This window comes from Streptomyces sp. BoleA5 (genome assembly GCF_000373665.1).
Classification (GTDB): domain Bacteria; phylum Actinomycetota; class Actinomycetes; order Streptomycetales; family Streptomycetaceae; genus Actinacidiphila.
On sequence record NZ_KB892122.1, the window covers coordinates 41,191 to 62,459 of the forward strand.

General features: G+C 73.0%; 16 protein-coding genes. 9 read left to right on the top strand and 7 right to left on the bottom strand.

Annotated features, from left to right (window positions below):
* Positions 1–19: 19 nt before the first annotated feature.
* From B085_RS0129420 to B085_RS0129430, 3 genes are all read right to left on the bottom strand, one after another.
* On the bottom strand, positions 20–298 hold the full coding sequence (locus tag B085_RS0129420) for an NINE protein (protein WP_018562191.1): 279 nt from the start codon (positions 296–298) through the stop codon (positions 20–22).
* A gap of 153 nt (positions 299–451) precedes the next feature.
* The gene (locus B085_RS0129425; protein WP_018562192.1) at positions 452–865 is read right to left on the bottom strand and encodes a DUF2752 domain-containing protein; all 414 of its coding nucleotides are present in this window, start codon (positions 863–865) and stop codon (positions 452–454) included.
* A 5-nt stretch (positions 866–870) separates the two neighbouring features.
* On the bottom strand, positions 871–1,281 hold the full coding sequence (locus B085_RS0129430) for a TM2 domain-containing protein (RefSeq protein ID WP_018562193.1): 411 nt from the start codon (positions 1,279–1,281) through the stop codon (positions 871–873).
* A 361-nt stretch (positions 1,282–1,642) separates the two neighbouring features.
* Here B085_RS0129430 and B085_RS0129435 point away from each other — a divergent pair, with 361 nt between their 5' ends.
* The 6 genes from B085_RS0129435 (at position 1,643) to B085_RS44180 (ending at position 12,622) form a co-directional block, all read left to right on the top strand.
* Entirely contained in the window at positions 1,643–1,843 is a 201-nt protein-coding gene (locus B085_RS0129435) for a hypothetical protein (protein WP_018562194.1), read from the top strand.
* A 161-nt stretch (positions 1,844–2,004) separates the two neighbouring features.
* Entirely contained in the window at positions 2,005–4,926 is a 2,922-nt protein-coding gene (topA, locus tag B085_RS0129440; protein ID WP_018562195.1) for a type I DNA topoisomerase, read from the top strand.
* 79 nt (positions 4,927–5,005) lie between these two features.
* Positions 5,006–8,056: a dTMP kinase gene (gene tmk / locus B085_RS0129445; protein WP_018562196.1), complete on the top strand. Its 3,051-nt coding sequence runs from the start codon at positions 5,006–5,008 to the stop codon at positions 8,054–8,056.
* A gap of 187 nt (positions 8,057–8,243) precedes the next feature.
* The gene (locus tag B085_RS48880; RefSeq protein ID WP_018562197.1) at positions 8,244–8,414 is read left to right on the top strand and encodes a hypothetical protein; all 171 of its coding nucleotides are present in this window, start codon (positions 8,244–8,246) and stop codon (positions 8,412–8,414) included.
* 142 nt (positions 8,415–8,556) lie between these two features.
* A complete protein-coding gene (locus tag B085_RS0129455) occupies positions 8,557–11,805 on the top strand; it encodes a BTAD domain-containing putative transcriptional regulator (protein ID WP_018562198.1) in 3,249 nt (1,082 codons plus the stop codon).
* Between the two features lie 118 nt (positions 11,806–11,923).
* Entirely contained in the window at positions 11,924–12,622 is a 699-nt protein-coding gene (locus B085_RS44180; RefSeq protein WP_018562199.1) for a DsbA family oxidoreductase, read from the top strand.
* Positions 12,623–12,646: 24 nt separating this feature from the next.
* On the opposite strand, the gene B085_RS0129465 is transcribed toward B085_RS44180, so the two are convergent.
* Together B085_RS0129465 and B085_RS0129470 are read right to left on the bottom strand one after the other, a co-directional pair.
* Positions 12,647–14,464, bottom strand: coding sequence for a sigma-70 family RNA polymerase sigma factor (locus B085_RS0129465; RefSeq protein WP_106435061.1), 1,818 nt, complete (start codon positions 14,462–14,464; stop codon positions 12,647–12,649).
* Positions 14,465–14,574: 110 nt separating this feature from the next.
* Positions 14,575–15,273 (bottom strand): TetR/AcrR family transcriptional regulator, encoded by a 699-nt coding sequence (locus B085_RS0129470; RefSeq protein ID WP_026251572.1) that lies wholly within the window; start codon positions 15,271–15,273, stop codon positions 14,575–14,577.
* Between the two features lie 294 nt (positions 15,274–15,567).
* On the opposite strand from B085_RS0129470, the gene B085_RS0129475 reads away from it, so the two are divergent.
* Entirely contained in the window at positions 15,568–16,947 is a 1,380-nt protein-coding gene (locus B085_RS0129475) for an NAD(P)/FAD-dependent oxidoreductase (protein WP_051102200.1), read from the top strand.
* Positions 16,948–17,063: 116 nt separating this feature from the next.
* Positions 17,064–18,713 (top strand): ATP-binding SpoIIE family protein phosphatase, encoded by a 1,650-nt coding sequence (locus tag B085_RS0129480; RefSeq protein ID WP_018562203.1) that lies wholly within the window; start codon positions 17,064–17,066, stop codon positions 18,711–18,713.
* Between the two features lie 7 nt (positions 18,714–18,720).
* Here the strand turns inward: B085_RS0129480 and B085_RS0129485 are convergent, their stop codons facing one another.
* The gene (locus B085_RS0129485) at positions 18,721–19,968 is read right to left on the bottom strand and encodes an MFS transporter (protein ID WP_018562204.1); all 1,248 of its coding nucleotides are present in this window, start codon (positions 19,966–19,968) and stop codon (positions 18,721–18,723) included.
* 116 nt (positions 19,969–20,084) lie between these two features.
* Here B085_RS0129485 and B085_RS0129490 point away from each other — a divergent pair, with 116 nt between their 5' ends.
* Positions 20,085–20,648, top strand: a complete 564-nt coding sequence (locus B085_RS0129490) for a MarR family winged helix-turn-helix transcriptional regulator (protein ID WP_018562205.1) — start codon at positions 20,085–20,087, stop codon at positions 20,646–20,648.
* Positions 20,649–20,863: 215 nt separating this feature from the next.
* Here B085_RS0129490 and B085_RS47505 read toward each other — a convergent pair.
* A partial coding sequence (locus tag B085_RS47505; protein WP_234018685.1) for a hypothetical protein occupies positions 20,864–21,269 on the bottom strand: 406 nt, incomplete at its 5' end.

The following is a 21,269-nucleotide window of genomic DNA, read 5'->3' on the forward strand; positions in this document are numbered from 1 at the left end:
GGGCCGGGGGCGCGGACGGTCAGCGCAGGACGCGGCCCTGCGCGTCGGTGGGCGCGCTGCCCGCGAGGCGGACGATGCCGTCGATGAAGCCCCACAGGCCGCCGAGGCCCAGGGTGACGACGGAGACGACGAGCTGCAGGACGCCGATCTTGGTGTGGCCGGTGTAGAAGCGGCCGATGCCCAGACCACCGAGGAAGATGCCGAGCAGGCCGGCGGCGACCTTGGACTTGTCGGACAGCGGGCGGCCCGACGGGTCGAGGCCGAACGGAGCGTCAGTGGTGGGGGTGGGCGTGGCCATGGAACATGCTCCTCGTGCAACGGGGACGAATCAGCGGGAGCGCGCGCATCGGTCGATCCGGCCCCCCGCCTCGGAATGGCTGAATCTTGGCATTAGAAAAGGACATCTGTCCCTCTGATTAACAGACGTCACGGAACCGTGATCGCCGCGTTGTCAAACCGCGTTGCGTACGACGGCCCACACCACGGCCGCTGCGAGGACCGCCATTTGCGCGCGTTTGCCGATCGTCGTCCGGTACATCCGGCCGCGCAGCCCCTCCGTCACCCACCGCCCGTACAGATAGAGGGGAAAGGGGCTCGCCAGGAGCAGCAGCGCGTTGTCGTGGAAGGCGGCCGGAAGGTCGCCGTGCATCAGGTCGTAGACCATGCGGGTCGCACCGCAGGCCGGACAGAGCAGCCCGGTAAGGAAGTTGAAGGGGCATCGGGGCAGCCAGTGCCCTTCCTCGTGCGGGTCCGTGCCCCACAGGTAGGCGGCGCCCGCCGCGCCCGCGACGAGTGACGCCACGGGGGCCGTGGCCGGTCGTGCGGCCACGGCCCTCAGGCGGTTCCAGACGGTCGGGGAGGTCATCGTCCTCAGCTGCGCAGGATGCGGCCCTGCGCGTCGGTGCGGTCGTTGCTCGTCAGGAAGAGGATGCCGTCGATCAGCGCCCAGATGCCGAGGCCGCCGCAGGTGAGGAGCTGGGCGACACCGATGCCGATGTCGCCCACGTAGAAGCGGCCGATGCCCAGGCCGCCCGCCAGCAACTGCAGCACGCCCGCCACGACCTTGGACTTGTCCGACAGCGGGCGGCCGTACATGTCGTAGCCGTACGGGGCGTTGGGGTCGCCGGTGTACATGCCCTGGGGGTAGCCCTGCGGGTGACCCTGCTGCGGATAGCCGTAGCCGGGCTGCTGTCCGTAGCTCCCGGGGCCGGCCGGGGGCTGCTGCGGGTAGCCGTAACCGTCCTGCTTGGGCTGGCCGTACGGGTTGTTCGGGTCGGACATGGTGGGACTCCCCCTGAGTGAACGTTCGGTGTGTCCGGACATCTTGTCAGGCCAGTCAAGGCGGGCAGGGCGAGGAAGCCGGTGCGGGGGCAGCGGCGGGAACACGGAGAGCGGCGGGAACACGGAGACGGACCGCGGGAAGTGACCGAGGGAGAGCCCCGCTGCCGGGCGAGGGGCCGGTGGGAGTGAGAGAGGGGTGAGGTGAGGGGAGGAGGGAGAGGGGGGGAGGGTGAGGGGATAGCGAAAGGAATCGGCCAGGCCTCTTCGGGCGGCGTTCACCGTGGGTTCTTCCCACTGTCGCCCCGGCGTGCCACTCTCCGTGGCTGCGGGTCGGTCGTGGAGCACAGAGGGATCCGGGGGCATGTACATGGAAACCACGCCTGGGATCTTCGCCGGGACGGTCTTCGCGGTTTTCGGGGCGGCCCTTCTGGCCTGGACCGTCACCCGGTCGCTGAGGCATCTGCCGGTGGTCCAGGGACGGGGCCCGGCGTCTACCGCCGTGGCAGGTTTGTTCGGGGTGGTTTCGCTTCTTGTCGGGGTCTGGCTGTTCCTGATCCTCTGAGCTGGGCAAATCGGACATGGGCGGCAGTCCGTGCGGCAGACAGGACGCTTGTCGGGTTACCGTTCGAGTGGCGTTGCGGACTTTTCCCGTTTGACACGGGACCGGGATGTACGGTCACACTCCGCAGCGAGACCACCTTCGACCCGGAGAGAAGAGCGAAGTTGTCCCCGACCCGCGAGACCGCACAGGGCAGCGGCCGCCGACTCGTGATCGTCGAGTCGCCTGCCAAGGCGAAGACGATCAAGGGCTACCTCGGCCCCGGCTATGTCGTCGAGGCCAGCGTCGGGCACATCCGCGACCTCCCGAACGGGGCCGCCGAAGTGCCGGCGGAGTACAAGGGCCAGCCGTGGGCGCGGCTCGGCGTCAACGTCGACAGCGAGTTCCAGCCGATCTACGTCGTCAACGCGGACAAGAAGGCCCAGGTCAAGAAGCTGAAGGACCTGCTCAAGGAGTCCGACGAGCTCCTGCTCGCCACCGATGAGGACCGCGAGGGCGAGGCCATCGCCTGGCACCTGCAGGAAGTCCTCAAGCCCAAGGTCCCGGTCCGCCGGATGGTCTTCCACGAGATCACCAAGGACGCCATCCAGGAAGCCGTCCGCAACCCGCGCGAGCTGAACCAGACCCTCGTCGACGCCCAGGAGACCCGCCGGATCCTCGACCGCCTCTACGGCTACGAGGTCTCGCCGGTCCTGTGGAAGAAGGTCATGCCGCGCCTGTCGGCGGGCCGTGTCCAGTCCGTCGCCACCCGGCTCGTCGTCCAGCGCGAGCGTGAGCGCATCGCCTTCCGCTCCGCCGAGTACTGGGACCTGTCCGCGACCTTCGCCACCGGCCGCTCCGGCGACGCCACCGACCCGGGCACCTTCGGCGCCAAGCTCAACGCCGTCGACGGCAAGCGCGTCGCCCAGGGCCGCGACTTCGGGTCGACCGGGCAGCTCAGGGAGGGTGCGGGCGTCCTGCACCTGGACGAGGCCGCCGCCCGCGCGCTCGCCGCCGCCCTGGAGGGCGCCGCCTTCTCCGTCCGCTCGGTCGAGTCCAAGCCGTACCGCCGCTCGCCGTACGCGCCCTTCCGCACCACGACCCTGCAGCAGGAGGCCAGCCGCAAGCTCGGCTTCGGCGCCAAGGCCACCATGCAGGTCGCCCAGAAGCTGTACGAGAACGGCTTCATCACCTACATGCGTACGGACTCCACGACCCTGTCGGAGACCGCGATCAGCGCCGCCCGGGCCCAGGTCACGCAGCTCTACGGCGCGGACTACCTGCCGGACAAGCCCCGTGTCTACGCGGGCAAGGTCAAGAACGCCCAGGAGGCGCACGAGGCGATCCGCCCCTCGGGTGATCGTTTCCGCACCCCGGCCGAGACGGGCCTGACCGGCGACCAGTTCCGCCTGTACGAGCTGATCTGGATGCGCACCGTCGCCTCCCAGATGAAGGACGCGGTCGGGCAGTCCGTCACCGTCAAGGTCGGCGGCCGCGCCGGCGACGGCCGGGACGTCGAGTTCTCCGCCTCCGGCAAGATCATCACCTTCCACGGCTTCATGAAGGCCTACGTCGAGGGTGCCGACGACCCCAACGCCGAGCTCGACAGCAGCGAGCGCCGGCTGCCCGCCGTCACCGAGGGTGACGCGCTCTCCGCGCGCGACATCACCGCCGACGGCCACGCCACCAAGCCGCCCGCCCGCTACACCGAGGCCTCGCTGGTCAAGGAGCTGGAAGAGCGCGAGATCGGACGTCCGTCGACGTACGCGTCGATCATCGGCACCATCCTCGACCGCGGCTACGTCTTCAAGAAGGGCACGGCCCTCGTGCCGTCCTTTCTCTCCTTCGCCGTCGTCGGACTGCTGGAGAAGCACTTCGGCCGGCTGGTCGACTACGACTTCACCGCCAGGATGGAGGACGACCTCGACCGCATCGCCCGCGGCGAGGCCCAGTCCGTGCCGTGGCTGCGCCGCTTCTACTTCGGTGAGGGCGAGACCCCGGTCGGCGGCGCCGCCGACGCGGGCAACGGCGACGGCGACCACCTCGGCGGCCTGAAGGAGCTGGTCGAGGACCTCGGCGCCATCGACGCCCGTGAGGTCTCCTCCTTCCCCGTCGGTAACGGCATCGTGCTGCGGGTCGGCCGTTACGGCCCGTACGTGGAGAAGGCCGGCGAGTCCGAGGGCGAGACCGGGCAGCGCGCCGACGTCCCCGACGACATGCCGCCGGACGAGCTGACCGTCGAGCTCGCCGAGGAACTGCTCAACAAGCCGAGCGGCGACTTCGAGCTGGGTGCCGACCCGGAGACCGGTCGCCAGATCGTGGCCAAGGACGGCCGCTACGGCCCGTACGTCACCGAGATCCTCCCCGAGGGCACCCCGAAGACCGGCAAGAACGCGGTCAAGCCGCGTACCGCCTCCCTCTTCAAGTCGATGTCGCTCGACACCGTGACCCTGCAGGACGCGCTCAAGCTGATGTCGCTGCCGCGCGTCGTCGGCGCCGACGCCGAGGGCGTCGAGATCACCGCGCAGAACGGCCGCTACGGCCCGTACCTGAAGAAGGGCACCGACTCGCGCTCCCTGGAGACCGAGGACCAGCTCTTCACGATCACCCTCGACCAGGCGCTGGCGATCTACGCCCAGCCGAAGGTGCGCGGCCGCGCCGCGGCCAAGCCCCCGCTGAAGGAGTTGGGCACCGACCCGGTCAGCGAGCGCCCCGTCGTCGTCAAGGACGGCCGCTTCGGCCCGTACGTCACCGACGGCGAGACCAACGCCACACTGCGCCGCGACGACGACGTCGAGACGATCACGCCCGAGCGCGGCTATGAACTGCTCGCCGAGAAGCGGGCCAAGGGCCCCGCCAAGAAGACGGCGAAGAAGGCCCCGGCGAAGAAGGCGGCCGCGACCAAGACCGCGGCGAAGAAGACGGCCGCCAAGACCACCGCGGCGAAGAAGACGGCCGCCAAGACCACCGCGGCGAAGAAGACGGCCGCCAAGACCACCGCGGCGAAGAAGACCGCGGCGGCCGGGACGACCGCCAAGAAGACCGCCGCAAGGGCCACGACCACGGCGAAGAAGGCCGCCTCCTCGGCCGCGAAGCCCGCCGAGTAGTCCCCGCGGGGACCGCACGGCAGGTGCGGTCCCGGTAGGCGCCCTCCGGGACGGCACCGTGTCCCGATAGGCTGGCGGAATGACGCGATCCGAGCAGCCAACGGACACGTTCGCCGACGAACTCGAGGCCGACTCACGGCAGCGAGCCGTGGGGGCGCTCCTGAAGATCCCACCCCTGCGCAAGCTGTGGGGCGCCCAGCTGACCGGCACCGTCGGCGACCGCCTCGCCCTGCTGGTCCTGGTCGTCCTGACGGCGCAGGCCGCCGTCGGCGCCCAGTCCTTCGGCGGCGGGTACCGCGGGGCGGCCTTCGCCGTCGCCGCCGTCTTCGGGGCGCGCCTGCTCGCCGCACTGCTCATCGGCGCCGTACTGCTCGGCCCGCTGGGCTCCCTCACCGGGCCCGGGGGCGCGCTCGACCGCCGGTGGACGATGATCGGCTCCGACGTCGTGCGCCTCGGGCTGCTGATCGTCGCCCCGCTGTGGATCGACTGGGTGCCGGCCGATGCCGTCGTCTGGCTGCTGGTCACCGTCTTCGTCACCGGAGTGGCCGAGCGGCTGTGGAGCGTGGCCAAGGACGGCGCCGCCCCCGGTCTGCTGCCCGCGCCCGCGCCGGGCGCAGGAACGGTACGTCCGCTGCCCGACCGCCTCGACGCGCTGCGCCGCCTCGACCGGCGCACCGGGTTCGTCGCCTTCCCGATCGCCGCCGCGAGCCTCGTCGTCGTCACGCTCGTCGGCAACCTGATCGGCCTCGGCGTCGACTGGTTCGGCCTGCACCAGGCAGCGCTCGCCTCCTACGTCGCCGCCGGGCTGTTCGCCGCCTCCGGCGCCGTCCTCTACCTGCTGCAGTTGCCGGGCGACCAGGCCACCCCGCCGCACTCCCCGCTGCAGGGCCTGCGCAGCAACGACCGAGGGCGCACCGGCGCCGTACCGCTGCTCGTGCTCGGCACCGCCACCGTCGCCGGTGCCATCGCCGCCGCCGTGGCGCTCGCCGTGCTGCACGCCGCCGACCTCGGCGGGGGTCCGGTCGGCTACGGCCTGCTCGTGCTGGTCCTGACCGGCGGACCCGTGCTCGGCATCCGGATCGCCCCGCGCACCCTCCCGGGCCTGTCCCGGCGGCGCCTGCTCGCCATCGCCATCGCCGTCACCGGTCTGGCCCTGCTGCTGGCCGGCATCGTGCCCGACCCGACGACCGTGCTGCTGCTGGCGCTGCTCGCCGGCGTCGCGGCCGGAATCACCGCCAACACCGGGCACGTCCTGGTGGACCAGGAGACCGAGGAATCCCGCCGGGGCCGCGCCACCGACCACCTGCACGCGGTCGCGCACCTGTTCATGGCGGTCGGCGCCGTGGGCGCCCCCCTGCTGGCCGGCGGCATCGGCCCTCACCGTGTCGTCAACGGTCACTTCACCTTCGACCACGGCGGCGCCGCGTACGCCCTCATGCTCGTCGGCGCCCTGCTGCTGCCCGTGGCCGCGCTCGTCCTCGGCAAGACCGACGACCGCCAGGGTGTCCCCCTGCGCCGTGACCTGCGCGAGTCGCTGCGCGGAGGCGACCCCGAGCAGGCGCCCACGCCCACCGGCTTCTTCATCGCCGTCGAGGGCGGCGACGGGGCCGGCAAGTCCACCCAGGTCGAGGCCGTCGCCGAATGGATCCGCGGCAAGGGGCACGAGGTCGTCGTCACCCGCGAGCCGGGCGCCACGGCGGTCGGCAAGCGCCTCCGCTCGATCCTGCTCGACGTCTCCAGCGGCGGGCTGTCCCACCGCGCGGAGGCCCTGCTGTACGCCGCGGACCGCGCCGAGCACGTCGACACCGTCGTACGCCCCGCGCTGGAGCGCGGCGCGGTCGTCATCTCCGACCGCTACATCGACTCCTCCGTCGCCTACCAGGGCGCCGGGCGCGACCTCGCGCCGACCGAGATCGCCCGCATCTCCCGCTGGGCGACGGACGGACTCGTCCCGCACCTGACCGTCCTGCTCGACGTCACCCCCGAGGCGGCGCGCGAGCGCTTCACCGAGGCGCCCGACCGTCTGGAGTCCGAGCCCGCGGAGTTCCACGACCGCGTGCGCACCGGGTTCCTCACCCTCGCCGCGGCCGACCCCGCCCGGTACCTGGTCGTCGACGCGGCCCAGGAGCCGGAGGCCGTCACGACGGTGATACGGCACCGTCTCGACGAGATCCTCCCCCTGTCGGAGAAGGAGATCGAGGCCCGCGAGGAGGCCCGCCGCCAGGCAGAGGAGGAGGCCCGCCTGCGCGCCGAGGCCGAGGCCGCCCGCCGGGCCGAGGAGGAGCGGCTCGAACGCGAGCGCCAGGCGCAGTTGGAGAAGCTCCGCGCGGAGGAGGAGGAACGCCGCCGCCTCGCCGAGGAGGAGGCCCGCCGCCAGGCCGAGGAAGCCGCGGCGGAGGAGGCCCGCCGTCAGGCCGAGGAGGCCCGCAGGCAGGCCGAGGAGGAGCGGGCCCGTCGCGAGGCCGAGGAGCGCGTCCGCCGCGAGGAGCAGGAACGGCTGCGCCGCCAGGCCGAGGAGGAGGCCCGTCTCCGCGCCGAGGCCGAGGAGCGCCGCCTGGAGCGCCAGCGCAAGGCCGAGGAGGCCCTGATGCGGGCCGAGCAGGCGCGCATCGAGGCGGAGGACGCGACGCAGACCGTCGAGACTCCGCGCCCGCAGGCACCGTCGGCCGCGTCGACCGGCGACGCGGACACCGCGGTGCCGCGCGCGGTTCCGGTCGACGAGGAGACGGCGGTCCTGCCGTCGGTCACGCCGGGCTTCCCGGACTTCACGAAGCCCGAGCAGACGCCGCGCACGGTCCCGCCCGCCGCCCCCGCCGACGTGGAGGAGACGGCGGTCCTGCCCCCGGTCACCCCCGGCGCGGCGGACGAGACTGCCGTCCTGCCGGCCGTCCCCTCCGCCGACCGTGTGCCGCCCGGCATCTTCCGGCCGGAAGCGCCCAAGGCGGCGCCGCGGGACCCGGAGAACGAGCGCACGCGGGAGATGCCCGCAGTGTCCGAGGAGGGGCGCCGCTCCCGTCCGCGGCCCTCCTGGGCCGAGGAGACCCCTCTGGACGACCTTCCCTCCCTCGCGGACGAGTTGCTCGGTTCGCGCGACGAGGACGAGGACCGCGAGGGCGGTACCCGCCGCTAGGCGGTGCCCTGCGCAGGGACGGGTGCTCCCCTGGCCTTCGGCCGGGGGAGCCGTCACCTCGGTCCGGAAGACACCAAGCGCCTTGTACGAACCTCCGCCGAGGTTCGTACAACCAATCGACGCTCTTGTCGGTACCGTTTGGCGACGTCTGATCGACGTCCGTCGTTGAACAGGCCTGAAGGACTCGATGAAGCCCAGACGTATCACCGCCACCGCCCTGGTTCTGGCCGCGGCGGGCGGACTGCTCACGGCCGCCGCCGCGCCTGCCTCCGCGGCCGTGAGCTGTGCCTCTCCCGTCTTCAATCGGCAGTTCTTCGCGAACACGACAGCGCACGGCATCTGGAACAGCTGGCTCTGACCGGACGCCTGACATGCGAGGGGCCGGGAGGCGATTCTCCCGGCCCCTCGCGGCTGTGCATGGGCGTCGGCCACTGCCGCCTCCGCGCCGCACGCAAGGAAACGGCTTCGCCCCGCGGGACCCGCACCGTAAGAATGGCCCTGTGCGGTACCTGATCCTCGGCGCCACGGAGGCGCGCAGCCCCCGCGGCGCGCCCGTGCCCCTGGGCAGCGGCAAGCGACTGCGGGCCCTGCTGGCCGCCCTCGCGCTGCACGCCCCGCACGCGGTGTCCCCGGACGCCCTGATCGCCGAGGTGTGGGGCGGCGAGGGCGACGAGCCGCCCCAGGACGCCCCCGGCGCGCTGCAGGCGCTCGTGTCGAGGCTGCGCCGCGCCCTCGGGCCCCGGGACGCGGACGGCGGCACGGACACCATCGCCTCGGGCCCCGCCGGCTACCGCCTGCTCACGGACACCCCGGACGACGTCGACCTCCACCTCTTCGAGCGCCTCGTACGCGAAGGCGGCGCCGCCCTCGACTCCGGCGACCCCGCCGGCGCCGCGGAGACCCTGGAGACCGCGCTCGCGCTCTGGCGCGGCCCCGCGCTGGCCGACCTGCCGGACCGGGGCTCGGCCGCCGCCCGGGCGGAGGACCTGCGGCTGTCCGCGACGTACCGCCGCATCGAGGCGTGCCTCGCACTCGACCGCGCCGCCGAACTGCTGCCGCAACTGCGCGGGCTGGTCGCCGAGCATCCGCTGCACGAGCCGTTCCGGGCGCAGTTGATACGCGCGCTGCACGCGACGGGCCGTCCCGCCGACGCCCTGGCCGCATACGAGGACACCCGCCTGGCCCTCGCCGAGCGCCTCGGCACCGACCCGGGGCCGGAACTGCGCACCCTGCACGCGCAACTGCTCGCCGCGGAACCGGCAACGGCGCCGCCCACCTCCGCCACCGCGCCCCGCACGGGGAACCTGCGGGCCCGCCTGACCAGTTTCGTCGGCCGCGAGGCCGAACTCGGCACGCTGCGCGCGAGCCTGACCGACGGCACGCACCGCCTGGTGACGCTCACTGGGCCCGGCGGCTCGGGCAAGACCCGGTTGTCGCAGGAGGCCGCGGCCGCCGTGACCGGTTCCTCCGCCTTCCCGGACGGGGTGTGGCTGGCGGAGTTCGCCCCGCTGGACCGTGCCGCCGCCGTACCGGACGCCGTGCTGAGCGCGATCGGGCGCCGTGACACGGCCGTGCTGGCCGCGGCCCGCGAGGTGCGCAGCGCGGGCCAGGAGGCCGACCCCGCCGCCCGGCTGCTGGAGCACTGCGCGCAGCGCCGCATGCTGCTGGTGCTCGACAACTGCGAGCACGTCATCGACGCCGCGGCCACGCTCACCGACCAACTGCTCGCCGTCTGCCCCGGGGTGACGGTCCTCGCCACGAGCCGGGAGCCGCTGGGCCTGCCCGGGGAGACGGTGCGCCCGGTCGAGCCGCTGCCGCTGCCGACCGCGCACCGGTTGTTCGTGGAGCGGGCGGCGGCCGTGCGCCCCGGCTTCGACGCCGACCGCGACCACACGGAGGCGGTGGACGAGATCTGCCGCCGCCTCGACGGGCTGCCGCTCGCCATCGAACTGGCCGCCGCCCGGCTGCGGGTGCTCACCCCGCGGCAGATCGCGGACCGCCTCGACGACCGCTTCCGGCTGCTGACCGGCGGCAGCCGCACCGCGCTGCCCCGACAGCAGACGCTGCGCGCTGTCGTCGACTGGAGCTGGGACCTGCTCGGCGGCGCGGAGCGCACGGCGCTGCGCCGGCTCAGCGTCTTCGCCGGCGGCTGCACGCTGCAGGCGGCGGAGGCCGTGTGCGGGGAGGACGCGCTGGAGCTGGTCGGCCAGCTCGTCGACAAGTCCCTGGTCGTCGTGGACCACGGTGCGGAGGAGGTGCGCTACCGGCTGCTGGAGACGATCCACGAGTACGCCGCCGAGCGCGCCGCGGACGACCCCGCCGACCTGGCGGAGGCGGGCCGCCGGCACACCGCGTACTTCGCGGACTTCGCCAGCACCGCCGACTCCTGCCTGCGCGGCCCTGACCAACTGGTCTGGGCGGCGCGTGTGGAGGCCGACCTGGACAACGTCCGGGCCGTGCTGCGCCGGACGATCGACGCGGGGGAGGAGGACGAGGCGATCGCCCTGGCCCTGGCCATGGGCTGGTTCTGGTGGCTGCGCAACTTCCGTGACGAGGCGCGGGAGTGGCTCGACCGGCTCATCGCGTTGTCCGGCCTGCCGGGAGATCCGGGCGCCCCCGGTTTCTGGCCGCGGATGAACCTGCGGCTGCTGCATCTGTTCGTGATCAGCGACACCATGCCCCGCGAGGAGATGCAGAGCCCGCAGATGCTGGCGCTGGCGTCGAGGGTCATCGAGGTCTACAGCGTGCCGAGCCCGCACTCGACCCGCTTCCCGGGCATCCTGTGGCCGTTCTCCGACTTCGTCGTGGGCCGCCACGAGGCGATCCGCGGCCACGCGGACGCCATGGTGGCCGCGTGCCGTGCGTACGGCGGCGAGTGGGAGCTCGCGGCCGCGCTGATGTTCCGTACGCACATCACGATCGACCTCCCCGGCGGGCTCCCGCGGGCCGCCGCCGACTGGCCCGAGCTGCTGGGGCTCAGCGAGCGGCTCGGCGACCGCTGGATGCGCGCCCAGGTCTGCGAGGCCGGCGCCGAGATGGCGCTGGCGTACGGCGACTACGCGGCGGCCCGCGCGGATCTGGAGGAGGCGCTGCGGCTCGGCGGAGAGCTGGGCGCGCACGTGGAGGGCATCTTCGTCCGTGCCCGCCTCGGCGAACTGGCCCACCGGGAGGGCGACGACGACGCCGCCGAGAAGCTGCTGCGCCAGGCCGCGGAGGAGACCGAGCAGTACGGGGTGTGGGACGCCCGCGCCTACATCCGCGCGCTGCTGGCGACGATCCTGCTGCGCCGCGGCGAGCTCCGGGAGGCCCGGAGGCTGGCCGAACTCGCGCACGGCGAGGGCCGTATGGGCACGCCGCCACCGGACTTCGAGCTGCTCGTGGCGAGCCTCTCGGCCAGGGTCGCCGCCGCCGAGGGCGACAGGGCGGGCGCCCTGGCCGGGTTCGCGGTGGCACTGCGCGCGGGGCTCGACGGCTTCTGCGCCGAGCCGCGTCTGGCGGCGGCGGTCGAGTACGCCGCCGAGGTGCTGGTCGCCCTCGGCGATCCCGTACGGGCAGCCCGGCTGCACGGCGCGGCCGACGGGCTGCGGGCGGGTCTGCCGCGCCCGGTCCCGGAGGAGGAGGGGATGCGCGCCGCGGAGGCACTGGCCCGCGCGGCGCTCGGGGACGGCCCCTACGAGCGGGCCCGCGCCGCCGGCCGCGAACTGGGCGGCGAGGGCGCCCACGCGCTGCTGGCCGAGGCCACCGCCTGACCGCACGGGAGACCGGCGCGGGAGACCGGCGCCGGGGAATGGCAGGGGAATGGCCTGGGACGGCCCCCTCGTTGCATCTTTGAGGATTCAACCGCTGATTTCGGGTGACGGAGAGAGCATGAAGGTCGAGATCTACAGCGACATCGCCTGCCCCTGGTGCTACGTCGGCAAGCGCCGCTTCGAGCGGGCTCTTGCCGCCTTCCCGCAGGCCGACCAGGTCGAGGTGGTCTACCGCCCCTTCCAGCTCGCCCCCGACAAGTCGGAGACCCCCGAGTCCCATCGGGCCTACCTCGACGCGCGCTACGGCCCGCAGTCCGCGGCGATGGACGCCCGCCTGGAGGAGCTCGGCCGCGCAGAGGGTCTGGCCTTCGACTTCGACCGCGCCATCGAGAACAACACCCTGCTCGCGCACCGCCTGCTCTGGCACGCCCTGAACGCGTACGGCGCCAAGGAGCAGGCCGCGCTCAAGGACCGGCTGCTCGTGGCGCACTTCGCCGAGGGCGCCGACGTAGGCGACCGCGACACCCTGGCCGCGCTCGCCGCCGAGGCCGGACTGGACCGCGACCGCGCCGCCGCCTTCCTCGCCTCCGACGAGGGCCGCGCGGAGGTGCTCGCCGAGATCGACGACGCCCGCGGCATCGGTGTGAACGCCGTCCCGACCTTCGTCTTCGAGGGCAAGTGGGCCGTCCAGGGCGGCCAGGAGTCCTCGACCTTCCTGCGCGTGCTGGAGCAGGTCGCCCAGGAGACCGGCACCGTACCGGCCGCCCCCGCGGCCGACTCCTGCAACGACGGCGCGTGCGAGGTCCCCGCCGGCTGAACCGGCGGGGCGCGGCGGCACGGCTCAGTCGCAGGTGATCCGCGCCACCGCCCAGTCCGCGACGTTCGCCAGGTGCAGCCTGCGCGTCGGTTCGACCTTCAGCCGGATGGTGCTGTTGCCGGCGATCGGCACGTGCACCGGCACTCCCGGGTCACCGCCGCGCAGCACCTCCGAGCGCCAGAGCTGCCCGTGGTCGCCGTGGACCGAGAAGCGCGCCGCGCCGAGGCCCAGCGCGATGTCGTCGATGCCGACGACCGCGTCGAAGGCGGTGCAGGAGCGGTTGAGGTCGATGGTGACGGTGGACGGCGCGCCGACGGTGACGCCGTCGGGGTGGCGCGTTCCGCCGATGCGAAGGCCCCAGCGCTGCCAGACCCAGTCGCCGAGCCGGAGCGTGGGCCGGTCCGAGCGGCCGGCGGCGCCGTAGCCGAGGTTGCTCAGCCGGTGCACCACCGGATCGGGCACCGGGGTCGGCGTGGGGGTGGGCGTGGGCTGCGGGGTACGGCTGGGGGTCGCGGCCGGCGGCTCACTGGGCGTGGGCGCCGGCTCGTCGACAGGACGCGCCGCAGGCGCCGGCGTCGGCGTGGCGGCGACGGGGGCCCGGACGGACGGCGGCGGGCTCGGCGCGGGGGAGGGCCGCGACGGCGAGCGGGTGGGCGTGGGCGCCGGCGCCGGTACGACCGGCGCGGCCGAGGGCTTGCTCTGCGCCTGCGGCCGGGGCGTGCTGTCGTCCCCGGTCAGGGCGATCGCCACCACGGCACCGGCCGCCGCGAGCGCGAGCCCCGCGGCGACGGAGATCTTCACCGGCGCGGCGGCCGCGCCACCGCCCGAGCCGCCCGAAGCGGCGCCGGCCGCCGCGCCGGCACCGGCACCTGCCGCCGCGCCGCCCGCGGCGATGCCCGCCGCCTTCGCCGCGTACGCGGCGCCGAACCAGCCGACGACCGCGACCGGCAGCAGCCCCTTGAGCGCCGCGTTCACGTCCGCCAGCTCCGCCGCCGCCAGGCGGCAGTTGGCACACTCCTCCAGGTGCTTGCGCAGCTCCCGGTCGGCCCGCATCCGCAGACCGCCGCGGGCGTGCGCGCCGAGCCGGTCCGCGTAGCGGGCGCAGGACCCCTCGGCGGTCAGCGTGGACGAGACATGCGCCTGCAGGTACGCCTGGCGCAGTCCCTCGCGCGCCCGGTGCGCCAGAACGGCTGTGGCGTTGGCCGTCAGCCCCAGCAACGGCGCGACCTTGCTGGGGGACTCCTCCTCGACCGCGGTGTGCCACAGCACCGCCTGCCAGCGCTCGGGCAGGGTGCGGAAGGCCTGGATGGCCAGGGAGCGTTCGGCCTCGTGCATGGCGCGCACGTCCGCGCCCAGGTCCTGGGTGCCCTGGACCGCCGCGGCCCCGGCCGAGGTGACCGCGAACACCGCGAAGTCGTCGACCAGTTGCTCCCGCTTGGCCGTGCTGCCCCAGGACGCGGCCACCCGCCGCACCGTCGTGAGCAGGTAGGCACGCACGGCCGCGTCCGGACCGCTGCCGCCGCGGATCGCCTGCAGCGTGCGGGCGAAGACCTCGCCGGTCAGGTCCTCGGCGGTGTGCCGGTCACGGCAGCAGCCGCGCGCGTACCGCCGCACGGCCGCCACGTGCCGCCGGTACAGCTCCTCGTACGCGCTGTCGTCGCCGCCGCGCACCCGGGCGACCAGGTCGGCGTCGGACAGCTGCGCCCCGGGGGCGTCCGCGGCCTCGGGGAGACGCTCCGCGAGCGGCTCCCGCTGCTCGGGCACCCGGCCGGACGGCGGACCCCCACCGGAGTCCGCCCCGGCCTCCGCGGGCGGACCGGACTCCCCGTTTCCTTCATCCACGGGCGTAAGAGTGGCACACCCTTACCGTCCGACGACCTGTCAAGCATCAGAACCACCCGTCCGGGGAGTTTCACCCCCCGGAAGCGGCTCATCACCCGAACGGGTCAGCCTCACGCCCCCGGACGGGACCGCAGTCCCTCCAGCAGGATGTCCAGCAACCGGGCCGAGGCGGCGGCCTGCTGGGCCGGGTCCGGAAGCGACGGCGCCGCGGTGGCGATCACCAGCAGCACGTCGGCCACCGACACGTCCGCCCGCAGCTCACCGGCCGCCCGCGCCCGCTCCACCAGCTGCCCGACGACGTCCAGGAGGGCGGCTATCCCGGCGCCCGACGTGAAGTCGTCGGCCCCGCCGCGCTGCTGCGGCACCCGCGTCCCGTCGGCCGCACCGGCCGGCTCCACCTGCAGCACCTGCGGCGGCAGCAGCCGCCCGGCGCCGGAGGCCACCGACGTCCGCAGGAAGCGGGACAGCGCCGACCAGGCCTCCTCCTCCTGGCCCAGGGCCGAGCGCGCCTGCTCCGTCAGCCGTGCCGTCTCCTCCTCGGCTATGCGCCGCACCAGGACGTCCTTGCTGGGGAAGCGCCGGTAGACGGTGCCGACGCCCACGCGGGCCCGCCGGGCCACGTCCTCCATCGGCGCGCCGTACCCCAGCTCACCGAAGACCTCGCGCGCGGCCCGCAGGACGTGCTCGAGGTTGCGCTGCGCGTCCACACGCAGCGGGGACGTACGGCCCCCGCCGCCACCGCGCACGTCCGGATCGGGATGGCCGCTGACGGTCGCGGTCGTCGCCCATTGCGGATCCTGAATATGCATATGTGTATCCCCCGGTTAATCGCGTCTCCCCCCGGAGACTCCCCACCCCATGATCGCCGGAAGGCGGCGGACTGCGCCGCGCGGGCATCCCGGTGGGATACGAACATAGTTGAGCCCCGGTCAAGAATGAAGGGGGAACCCACGCACGATCGGAGTACCCCGGCCGCCGATTCCCCTTCCCGGCACTTCACACCGGTCAGCAACCCGCCCGTGACCTGCCGGAGAACAGGATTCGGCCATTCATTGCCGTCCGCCCTGTGGACAAACCCCGATGGCCCATTGCCTCATGGAACGATGGCAGCACTCAAGGGGCCGTCCGGCGCGGCAGAAGAATCCGGTATCCCGCGCATCCTCGTCGTCGGCGGCGGTTATGTGGGCATGTACACCGCTTTGCGGCTGCAACGCAGACTGAAACACGGCGAAGCGGAAATCGTCGTGGTCGAACCGCAGCCCTACATGACCTACCAGCCTTTCCTGCCCGAGGCGGCCGCGGGCTCCATCTCGCCCCGCCACGTCGTGGTGCCCCTGCGCCGCGTCCTGGACCGCTGCACGCTGGTCATCGGCGAGGCCCGGCGCATCGACCACGGCAAGCGGGTCGCCACGCTCACCACCCTCGCCACCGAGGAGGAGGGCTCCCTCGCCCTGGAGCTCCGGTACGACCACCTGGTGCTGGCACCGGGCTCCGTCTCCCGCACCCTGCCCATCCCCGGCCTCGCCGAGCACGGCATCGGCTTCAAGACCGTCGAGGAGGCCATCGGGCTGCGCAACCATGTCCTGGAGCAGCTCGACATCGCCTCCTCCACCCGGGACGTCGAGGTCCGCGACGCGGCCCTGACCTTCGTCTTCGTCGGCGGCGGCTACGCGGGCGTGGAGGCACTCGGCGAGCTGGAGGACATGGCGCGTTACGCCGTGCGGTACTACCACAACGTCGAGGCCGGCGACCTGAGATGGATCCTGGTCGAGGCCACCGACCGCATCCTCCCCGAGGTCGGCGAGAAGATGGGCCGGTACGCCGTCCGCGAGCTGCGCGGCCGCAACGTCGACATCCGCCTGAACACCCGGCTGGAGTCCTGCGAGAACCGCGTCGCCGTCCTGGACGACGGCTCCCGCGTGCCCACCCGCACCCTGGTGTGGACGGCCGGCGTCAAACCGCACCCCGTGCTCTCCCGCACCGATCTGCCGCTGGGCGGCCGTGGCCGGATCGCGTGCACCGCGGACCTGCGGATCGCCGGCACCGAGGGCGCCTGGGCCGCGGGCGACGCCGCCGCCGTCCCGGACCTCACCTCCGGCGACCCCGGCGCGGTCTGCGCGCCCAACGCCCAGCACGCCCTGCGCCAGGCGCGCGTCCTGGCCGACAACATCGTCGCGAGCCTGCGCGGCGAGCCCCTGACCGACTACCGTCACGCCTACGCGGGCTCGGTCGCCTCGCTCGGGCTCCACAAGGGCGTGGCGCAGGTCTACGGGCGGAAACTCAAGGGCTACCCCGCCTGGTTCATGCACCGCGCGTACCACCTCAGCCGGATGCCCACCTTCAACCGCAAGGCGCGGATCCTGGCCGAATGGGTCCTGTCCGGGCTCTTCAAACGGGAGATCGTCTCGCTCGGCTCGCTGGAGAACCCGCGCGCCGAGTTCGAGCTCGCCGCGGAGACCGGTCGCAAGCCCGACGCGCCCTGACCGCCAGTGCGGATGCGGTGGCCGATTCCCCCGGAGCGGTGGGTCGGCCACACTGGACCCGTGACCAAGCGTGCGCCAGCACCTGCAAAGAGTGACAAATACGAGGAATCGGACGTTTGAACCTCACGCGTTGGAGCGCCCGGCTCCCCGGAACACAGCGACGCAATGCCCAGGCGGCGGCCACCGGTGCCGAACCCCCGTCCGGCGGAGCGGTACCCGCGGCGCGCGGCGAGGCCGCCGAGCACCCCGACGCGCCGGCGCACACCCTCGACGCGCTCCCCGTACGCGAGGTGCTGGGCCGGCTGCCCGCCCTCATCGCGGTCACGCACGGGCCCACCCACCACCTCGGGTACGTCAACGAGGCGTGGAGCGAGGTCTTCGGCACCCGCACCCCGGGAGAGCCCGCCCGCGAGTCCCTCCCCGAGCTCGCCGAACTCGGCCTGCTCCCCCTGATGGACCAGGTCTTCCGCAGCGGCAAGCCCCGCACCGTCAAGGCCCGCAAGGTCGCCACCGCCACCCGGCAGGGTTACTTCACCCTCACCTGCAGCCCCGTTCCGGTGAAGGACGCCGGCGACACCGGCGGCGTCCTGGTCTTCGCCACCGACGTCACCGACCAGGTCCAGTCCGCCGAACGCCTCCGCGAGAGCGAGCGCCGCCTCCACGCGACCGCCGTCACCCTCCAGCGCAGCCTGCTCCCCCAGGAACTCGAACAACCCGACGACCTGCGCGTCGCCGCCACCTACCAGCCCGGCGGCACCGACGCCGCCGTCGGCGGCGACTGGTACGACGTCATCACCCTGGGCGCCGGCCGCACCGCCCTCGTCATCGGCGACGTCATGGGCCGCGGCGTGCGCGCCGCCGCGGTCATGGGCCAGCTCCGCACCGCGGTCCGCGCCTACGCCCGCCTCGACCTGCCCCCGCACGAGGTCATCCAGCTCCTCGACGGCCTCGCCGCCGAGATCGACGCCACCCAGATCGCCACCTGCGTCTACGCCGTCCACGACCCCAGCGAGGGACGGCTGTCCTACGCCTCCGCCGGCCACCTGCCGATCGTCGTACGCGACGCCGACGGCACCGTCCGCCGCGCCGACGAGCCCACCGGACCGCCGCTCGGCACCGGCGGCTGGGTCCACACCTCCGGCTCCATCCCCCTCGGGCCGGGCGCCACCGCCGTGCTCTACACCGACGGCCTCATCGAGCGCCGAGGTGAGGACATCGACGAGGGCGTGTCGGCCCTGATGAACGCCGTCGCCGGCGCCACCGGCAGCCCCCAGGTCATCTGCGACCGCCTGCTGCGCGCCCTCGGCGTGACCTCCGAGCACGCCGACGACGTCGCCGTGCTCGTCATGCAGTACCCGCAGCACGAGGGCAACGACTCCGAGCTGTTCCGCAACGCGTCCCTGGAACTGCTCGGCGGCATCGAAGCGGCCCCTCGCGCCCGCGCCTTCGCCCAGGGTGTGCTGACCTCCTGGCGCTTCCCCGTCGAACTCGTCGACCTCGGGGTCCTCGCCGCCAGCGAACTGGTCGCCAACTCGCTCCAGCACGGCGTCCCGCCCATGCGGCTGCGACTGCGGCGTACCGACCGGCGCCTGATCATCGAGGTCACCGACGGCGACGACCACCTGCCGCGCCGCCGCCGCGCCGAACCGGCCGACGAGGCCGGCCGTGGCATCTCCATCATCGCCACCATCGCCTCCGCCTGGGGATCCCGGCGGACCCCCGGCGGAGGCAAGGCGGTGTGGTGCGAGTTCGCGCTCCCCAACTGACCGGGGATCACGCCGCCAGCACGGGCTCCCGCATCGGCGCGTCCTGCCCGACCGTGAGGCGACGGCCGAGCCGCACAGAGAGCACGCTGACCGCCAGGGAGCAGGCGACCAGCATCACGATGTACTCGGCGTACCGTCCGCTGCCCGCCATCAGCCCGCCGACCGCCGGCCCCACGGCCAGCGCCAGCTGTTTCACCAGCGCGAACGCCGAGTTGTACTGGCCGACCATCCGCTCCGGCGCCATGTCCGCCACCAGCGGCGCGACCGTCGGCGACAGCATCGCCTCGCCGAGCCCGAACAGCGCGTAGGTCGCGATCAGCATCGCCGTCGCGACCCCGTGCGCGGAGCCCGTCAGCCCGGACAGCCCGGCGACCAGCCACGCCACGGCCCACAGCAGACCGACCGCCGCGATCACCCGGCTGCGCCGCCGCCGCTCCACGGACCGCAGGACGGCGAACTGCGCCACCACGATCGCCGCGGTGTTCGCCGCGAGGGCGAGGCCCAGCGTCGCCGGCGACACCTTGGTCACCTCGACCGCGTACGCCGAGAGCCCGGACTCGAACTGCCCGTAGCAGGCGAAGAACAGCACCCCGCCCAGCACACACAGCTGCACCATCGCCCGGTCGGCGAGCAGCGCCCGCCAGCCTCCGGCGGCCTTGTCCGACGGCGCCGTCTCCATGCGCGCCGCCTTCGGCAGCCGTACGGAGGCCGCGACGACACCGAGGACGACGAACATCGCGGCCTCGATCGAGAACAACAGCGTGAAGGAGTCCGGACGAGAGGTGTCGACCAGCAGCCCGCCCAGCAGACCGCCGACCCCCAGCCCGAGATTGCTCAGGAAGAACTGCGTCGCGAAGGCCCGCGACCGCGTCCTCGGCGTGGAGCACCACACGATGAGCGTGGCCAGCGCCGGCTGCATCACGGCGATACCGGCGCCCATCACCGCGGACGCGGCGATCACCAGGGGCGCGCTCGACGCGAGCCCGAAGCCCATGGAGCCCACCGCCGCCGCGAACGCACCGGCCAGCAGCACGGACAGCGGCCCGCTCCGGTCGATCGTCCGACCGGTGAACGGCAGCACGGCGAGCGCGGCGACGGCGAACGCGGACAGTACGACACCAGCCGTGCCCGCTCCCAGATCCCGCACCTGCGCCACATAGACGAACAGGAACGGGACGGTGAAGCCGTTGCCGAACGCGCTCAGCGCGTTGCCCAGCTGGATCCGGCGCAGCGCGGCGCCCATCGCGGTGGTCACACTCACCCCTTAGGTCAGTAGTTCTCGAACATGAAGACTTCAACTTTAAACTTCGAAGCTAAACAGTACATGCCAGAAGTCTTTAGGACCAACGAGTTTCGTGGGACACTCCTGCCATGACGAGCGCATCCGACGGTTCCGCCGGTACTCCGCAGGAGCTGGACCTCGACGAGCAGATCGCGATCTACCAGCGCGAATACCCCGAGGTGGATCCCCAGGTCGAGAAGATCGTCACGGCGCTGGGCAGGCTCAACCGCCGTATGAACGTGGGCTACAGCCGGCACCTGTCGGCGGTGGGCATCACCAGCGCGGAGTGGGAGGTCCTCAAGGCCCTCGTGGTCGTGGGCCGTCCGTACCGGCTCGGTCCGGGCGACCTCGCCAAGCGACTCGGTCTGACCCCGGCCGCCATGACCCACCGCATCGACCGCATGGTCTCGGAGGGCCTGGTGACCCGGGAGCGCGACGAGCGCAACCGCGTCCGCGTCATCGTCGAGCTCACCGACCTCGGCCGCAGCAAGTGGCTGGAGACGATGCGCATGGCCTCCGCCTTCGAGGCGGACCTCCTCCAGGACCTCGCCCCCGACGAACGCAACGTCCTCGGCGACCTGCTGACCCGGCTGCTGCGCCGCGTCGAGGCCGACCAGCCCGACGCCGGCGGCCGCCTGAAGGACCTGGACTGACCCGGCTGCCCCGGTTTGACAGCGGTACGGGGCATCCGTAATGTTCTCCGAGTTGCCCGCCGGTGAACACCGGCTCCGGCCGGCCCCGGGCAGCCATCCCGCAAGACCTATCTCGACGAACGGCCTCGTGTCGTCTCGTTCGCGTGTGCGTTTTCCGGAATGAGGATCGAAGGAATTGCTCGATTGGCATCGGGCGCCACCGGTCCGCTAATGTTTCACCAGTCGGAACGGCCCAACAGCCGCGAGGACAAGCCCCGCTGACTGGGGATCAGCCCGGAAACGGTCTGATAGAGTCGGAAAAGCCGAAAAGCGAAAGCCGGACGGCGAAACCCCCTCCAGAGGGTGGCAGAGAAGGAAATCGGATCTGCTAAGCTGGAGACAACGAAGGGAAAGCCCGGAGGGGCCGGTGAAACGGTCTCGAAGGAAGCTTCCGTTCCTTGAGAACTCAACAGCGTGCCAAAAGTCAACGCCAGATATGTTGATACCCCGTCCATCTCGGACGAGGTTCCTTTGTAGAAAAACACAGCGAGGACGCTGGGCACGTCGGGATTATTCCTCCCGATGGTGCCGCTCTCGTGAAGACATTCACGGAGAGTTTGATCCTGGCTCAGGACGAACGCT